General features: G+C 62.9%; 3 protein-coding genes. All 3 read left to right on the top strand.

Translation table 11 applies throughout. The features are described 5' to 3' along the window. The first annotated feature begins 342 nt into the window (after window positions 1-342). Window positions 343-2,868, top strand: coding sequence for an ATP-binding protein (locus VFW93_RS10410; protein ID WP_329693928.1), 2,526 nt, complete (start codon window positions 343-345; stop codon window positions 2,866-2,868). Continuing rightward, window positions 2,861-5,416: a cation-translocating P-type ATPase gene (locus VFW93_RS10405; RefSeq protein WP_329693927.1), complete on the top strand. Its 2,556-nt coding sequence runs from the start codon at window positions 2,861-2,863 to the stop codon at window positions 5,414-5,416. The genes VFW93_RS10410 and VFW93_RS10405 overlap by 8 nt, the downstream gene beginning before the upstream one ends. Before the next feature lie 73 nt (window positions 5,417-5,489). Continuing rightward, window positions 5,490-6,349: diguanylate cyclase (locus tag VFW93_RS10400; protein ID WP_329693926.1), on the top strand; the 860-nt coding region annotated here is incomplete at its 3' end.

Here is a 6,349-nt window from a genome sequence, read left to right as displayed (position 1 = left end):
GTCCAGCGGCTCAGACGCTCCAGCAGGGTTGGCGCCAGCAGGTTCATCGCCATGACGAGCAGCATGACGCGACTCACCCAGAGGGTGAAACGCTGCTGGCGCATGGTGGTGATGGCTGTATTTCGCATGGGGCGTGGTGTTACGCCGTCAATTTGTACGCGTAGCAGTAGTAAATTGTAGCGACGGCAGGTGAAGAAGCCAGCCTGCGCTCGGGGGCGGCGCCCCCTCATTCGGATGCCTTGGACCCGGACATGATGTAGCGCAAGGATGCTTGTCCTCATCCCTGCCGACCATAGAAATCATGAACGAGGGGACCGCATGTGTAGTCAACGATATGTTGGCATGTCCGTGATGCGCGGCCTGCTGGCCCTGGCATGGATGTGGTGGAGCCTGGTCTGCGCGGCGCAAGAGACGGTGCAGGGGCGTCGCTCCCTGACCGTGGTGATTGACGACAACTACCCACCTTACATTTTTCGGGACTCCGCAGGTCGCCTGCAAGGCGTGCGCAAGGATGTCTGGGAGCTGTGGGCTCGCCGCACGGGCATCCACGTTGATCTGATTGGCATGGACTGGGCCAAGGCGCAGGCCCGGATTCAGGCTGGGCAGGCGGATGTCATCGATACCCTGTTTCAGACCGAGCCTCGCAAGGCCATCTACGACTTTGGTCCGGCCTACAGCGACATTGAAGTTCCCATTTTTTTCCACGAAAGCGTTTCCGGGATCGCCGATGCCGAATCGCTCAAGGGTTTCACGGTTGGCGTGAAAGATGGCGATGCCTGTGTGGACTTTCTGGTTCGGCAGGGCATCGAGACCTTTCGCAAGTATCCGAGCTATGAGGCTGTGGTTGACGCCGCAGCCGTTGGTGAGGTGAGGGTATTTTGCGAAGATCGCCCGCCAGCCACGTACTTTCTGGTCCGCAAGCAACTGGAGCACCAGTTCCGCAGTTCGCCACCCCTGTTTGTCGGGCAGTTCCACTGGGCGGTTCGCAAGGGCGACGACGTGACGTTCAAACTGGTGCGCGACGGGTTTGCCACCCTTTCCAAGGCCGATTTACAGGCGGCGCATGACCGATGGCTCGGGTCCGAGCTTCACCTGGAGGGGGGGCCGCCTTACTTGCGCTATGGCGCCTATACCCTCTTGTCCGTGGGCGGGCTGTTGCTGGTGTTAGGGGGATGGAACATCGCCTTGCGTCGACGTGTAGCCTTGCGAACCGGTGAGCTGTCCGAGTCGCTGCGTCAATTGACACAGTCCAAGCGAGATGCCGAGCAGACGCTGACCCAGCTTCACGCCACGCTGGAGGCCATTCCCGATCTGATGTTCGAGCTGGATCTGGATGGTCACTACCTTGATGTAAGAGCCAGTCGAGCCGATTTGCTGGTGGTGCCGCCCGCGCAGTTGCTCGGCAGGCGGGTTCAGGATGTGATGCCACCCCATACGGCGGAGATCGTGCTGCGAGCCTTGCACGAGGCGGCAGAACGAGGGGCATCCTTCGGCGCCCAGATTCACCTGGATTTGCCACAGGGCTTGCGCTGGTTCGAGCTTTCGGTCGCCCGCAAGCGCATGGCAGGCTCTCAGCGAGATCACTTCATCGCGTTGTCGCGTGACATCACGGACCGCAAGCTGGCCGAGCAGGCACTGGCTCGGCATGGCGATGAGCTGGAGAAGATCGTGCAGGAGCGCTCCAGGCAACTGGTCGAAGCGCGGGACGCGTCCGAGCGCGCGAGCAAGGCCAAGAGCGAGTTTCTTTCGCGCATGAGCCACGAACTGCGTACGCCCATGAATGCGATCCTCGGCTTTGCCCAACTCGTTGACCTGGATGCCTCCAGCACGGGGCGGTCCCGGGCTCATGCCCAGGAGATCCTGCGTGCGGGCAAGCATCTGCTTCACCTGATCAATGACGTGCTCGATCTCGAGCAGGTGGAGTCCGGACGGGTGTCCTTGCATCCAGAGCCGGTCGAGCTGCTTCCCCTTGCTCGCGAGTTGATCGCGCTGATGCAGCCTTTGGCCGAGCAGCAAATCGTGACCTTGAACCTGGGGCTCATGGATGGCCTGGCAGTCGAGGCCGATGCCACGCGCGTCAAGCAGGTTGTTCTCAATCTGCTGTCCAACGCGGTCAAATACAACCGCCACGGCGGGCAGGTCTGGATCGAGGCGCAGCCGCAAGGAGATCAACTCATTCGAATCACCGTGCGTGACAACGGCCGAGGCATCGCGGCGCATCACCTCGACCAGCTGTTCCAACCCTTCAACCGACTGGGCGCAGAGGCCGGGCAGATCGAGGGGACTGGCATCGGGTTGAGCCTGTGTCGGCGCCTGGCCGAGCTGATGCACGGCACCATGGGTGTGAGCAGCCAGGAGGGGGCTGGCAGCACTTTCTGGGTGGATCTGCCTCGTGCCATGTCTCGGAGTGCGTTGCCGGACAACGCCGGAACAGCGTATGCGTTGCCGGCGATCGGGCCCACGATGGCTGGCGGGCGCCCGTCGCCCAGGGTGGCTACTTTGCTGTATGTGGAGGACAATCCCGCCAACCTGCAACTCATGGAGCAGATCGTGGCGCGTCATCAGGGTGTGCGTCTCTTGACTGCCCCATTGGGTCAGACGGGCCTCGCCTTGGCCGGAAGCAGTCGGCCAGACCTCATCTTGCTGGACATCCACCTGCCCGATACCGATGGTTATGCCGTGCTGGGGCAGTTGCGCAGTGACCCACAGACGCGGGCCACACCCGTGATCGCCGTGACGGCCAATGCCATGCCCATGGACGTGCAACGCATCCGCGATGCAGGTTTTGACGACTATGTGCCCAAGCCCATCAAGGTCACGCACATTGACATGTTGATCCACGAACGACTTGGGAGCACCCTTGCCTGAATCCATCGCCCCCACACCATCGGGGCTGAGTGACGCAGAAGCCCAGGCTCGGTGGCAGCAACATGGGCCCAATGAGCTGCCCCAAGCCAGCAAGCGCACGGCCTGGCGCATTGCCCTGGAGCTGGTGCGGGAGCCCATGCTGCAGTTGCTGTTGGTGGCGGGGGGCATCTACCTGGCCCTGGGTGATATTGGTGAGGCCTGCATGCTGCTGGCCTTTGTGGCGTTGACGCTGGTGATCTCGTTTGTGCAGGAGGCCCGTACCGAGCGCGTGCTCGAAGCCTTGCGCGATCTCAGCAGCCCTCGCGCGCTGGTGATCCGCAATGGCGAGCGCAAGCGCATACCCGGTCGCGAGGTGGTGCCGGGTGACCTCTTGCTGCTGGAGGAGGGCGACAGGGTGCCGGCCGATGCGCGTTTGCTGTCGGCCAATGACTTTCTGGCCGATGAATCCCTCTTGACCGGTGAGCCTGTGCCGGTGCGCAAGCTGCCCTGGTTGACGTCGCATGGCGCGGCGCGCAGGCCTGGTGGTGATGATCAGCCCTGGGTCTACTCGGGTTCAATGGTGGTGCGAGGGTTGGGCATGGCGGAAGTCACGGCCACCGGGGCACACAGCGAGCTGGGCCGCATCGGCGTGGCCTTGCATCAGATCGAGCAGGCGCCGCCGGCCTTGCAGCAGCAGACACGCGCCCTGGTGCGCACCTTTGCGGTGATCGGCATCAGCCTGAGCGTGGTGGTGGCGCTGCTTTACGTGTGGATGCGGGGAGACGTGCTGGCGGCTGTGCTGGCAGGCATCACCCTGGCCATGTCGCTGTTGCCGCAGGAGTTCCCGCTGATCCTGACGGTGTTCATGGCGATGGGCGCCTGGCGGATCTCTCAGCAGCGGGTGCTGGTGCGGCGCGCCAGTGCCATCGAAGCACTGGGTACGGCCACGGTGTTGTGCACCGACAAGACTGGCACCCTCACGCTCAATCGCATGACCATTGCGGCCATGCACGTGAATGGGCAAACCTGGCGTGCGCAAGAAACGTCCGCGCCCTTGCCCGAGGCGTTCCACGCCTTGCTGCTGCACGGCATCCTGGCCAGCGAGCGCGATCCCTTCGACCCCATGGAGAAGGCCTTCTGGGTGCTGGGGCAGGCGCAACTGCCTCAGCAGTTGGCCACGCATGCGCCATGGCAACTGGTGCATGAATACGGCCTGAGCACCGAGATGCTGGCCATGTCCCATGTGTGGCAGGCCCCGCAGCAGGACGGTCACCTCGTCGCGACCAAAGGTGCGCCGGAGGCCATTGCCGACCTGTGTCATCTGGATGAGGCTGCACTGGCCGAAGTGCGGCGCGTGGCCGATGTGTTCGCCAGCCAGGGCATGCGTGTGCTGGGCGTGGCAAGAGCCCGGCACGATGGCCCAAGGCAAGGCGGTGACTGGCCCGCCGTCCAGCATGACTTCGATTTTGAATTCATGGGGCTGGTCGCCTTGCAGGATCCCTTGCGCCCGGATGTGCCGCAAGCCGTGCAGGCCTGTCGTGAAGCCGGCATCAAGGTGATCATGATCACAGGCGATCATCCCGCCACGGCGAAGGCCATGGCCGATCAGGCTGGCCTGGATGTGCACGCTGATGTGGTGCGCGGTGAAGATCTGCAAGGCCTGTCGGACGAGGCGCTCAAAGCTTGCGTAGCCAGGGCCTCGGTGTTTGCGCGCGTGATGCCGGAGCAAAAACTGCGCATCGTGCAGGCACTGCAGGCGCAAGGGCATGTGGTGGCGATGACGGGCGATGGCGTCAACGATGCGCCTTCACTCAAGGCGGCCGACATCGGCGTGGCCATGGGCTCGCGTGGCACGGATGTGGCGCGCGAAGCGTCTGCGATGGTGCTGCTGGACGACGACTTCGGCGCCATCGTCAAGGCCGTTCAGTTGGGGCGTCGCATAGATGACAACCTGCGCAAGGCCATGGCCTTCGTGCTGGCCGTGCATGTGCCCATTGCAGGCCTGACCTTGCTGCCCTTGCTGATGGGCTGGCCACTGTTGTTCATGCCCGTGCACATCGCCTTTCTGGAGTTGATCATCGACCCGGTCTGCTCGATCGTGTTCGAGGCCGAGCCAGACGAGCGCGACATCATGCGCAGGCCCCCACGCGAGATCGGGCGGCCTTTGCTGACCAGGGCGATGATGCTCTACAGCCTGACGCAAGGCTTGCTGGCTCTGTGCGCGGTCGGCCTGGCATACGCCTGGTTGTTGCAGCAAGGCCTGAGCGAGCCACAGGCGCGGGCAGGCGGGTTCGTCTCGCTCATTGCCGTGAACATCCTGCTCATCGTCAACAACCGATCGCTGCATGGGCATGTGATGTCGGGTCTGTTGCGGCCCAACCCGGCCTTGTGGCGCATGCTGGCCTTGACCGTCGGCCTGTTGGGCGTGGTGTTGTTCGTGCCTGCCTTGAGCGGCTTGTTCAAGATGGTCTTGCCTGGTGCATTGGGTGCCATGGCCGTCGTTGGCGCATTGCTCGGCACCCTGGTTTTCTTGCAGATCCTCCGGTGGTTTCCGGTCGCCAAAGCGTGAATACTGCACATGACATTTCAACTGTTACATTGATAATGTCAAATCCAATTTTGACCTTTCCAGGACTGGTGAAGTGCTGTTTTCTCACTTGTTACCTGACCTTGTCCAGTCCGTCCTGGATGCCCTTCCCACCCCTGTGTTCTTCAAGGACCGGACGGGTGTCTATCAAGGGTGCAACCGTGCTTTTGCGCGTTTGATAGGGCGACGCCGACGCGAAATCATCGGCCTGACCGTGTTCGACATCTCGCCGGAGGAGTACGCCAAATCGCACTTCGACGCCGATGCGGTGTTGATGCAATCGGGTGGTGAGCAGCGCTACGAAGCCCAGATCAAACGCTGCGATGGTGAGCGCCGCCACGTGGTGTTTCACAAGGCTGCGCTGTATGGCGTGGACGGTGAGGTCACGGGCATCGTGGGCACCATCCTCGACATCACGGAGCGCAAGGCGCTCGAGGTCAAGCTCGCAGACATGGCCGAGCGTGATGCGCTCACAGGGTTGTTCAATCGACGGGCCATCCTGGCGCACCTGGAGGCCCTGCACCGCGATCGCAGGCAGGCCAGCCAGACGCTGTGCCTGATGATGTGCGACGTCGATCACTTCAAGAGCATCAACGACCGCTATGGCCATGGTGTGGGTGACGAGGTCTTGCGCAAGGTCGCGCACGCCTTGTGTCAGAACCTGCGTGATGGCGATCGCGTGGGGCGCATTGGTGGCGAGGAGTTCCTGATCGTGCTGGCAACCGCCGATGTGGACGATGCCCGGCAGGTGGCGGAACGCTTGCGGCACCTCATCTCGAGCATGGAGGTGCAGTGCGGGGAGGGCACCAGCCTGAGTGTGACCATCAGCATCGGCGTGGCCCAGAGCCTGCACCAGGATGAGGACTGGTCAGGTGCCATCGCCCGTGCCGATGAAGGCCTGTACGCGGCCAAGCG

The organism is Aquabacterium sp., assembly GCF_036279675.1.
In the GTDB taxonomy this organism is placed as follows: Bacteria; Pseudomonadota; Gammaproteobacteria; order Burkholderiales; family Burkholderiaceae_C; genus Aquabacterium.
This window is presented reverse-complemented; position numbering and strand designations above follow the sequence as displayed.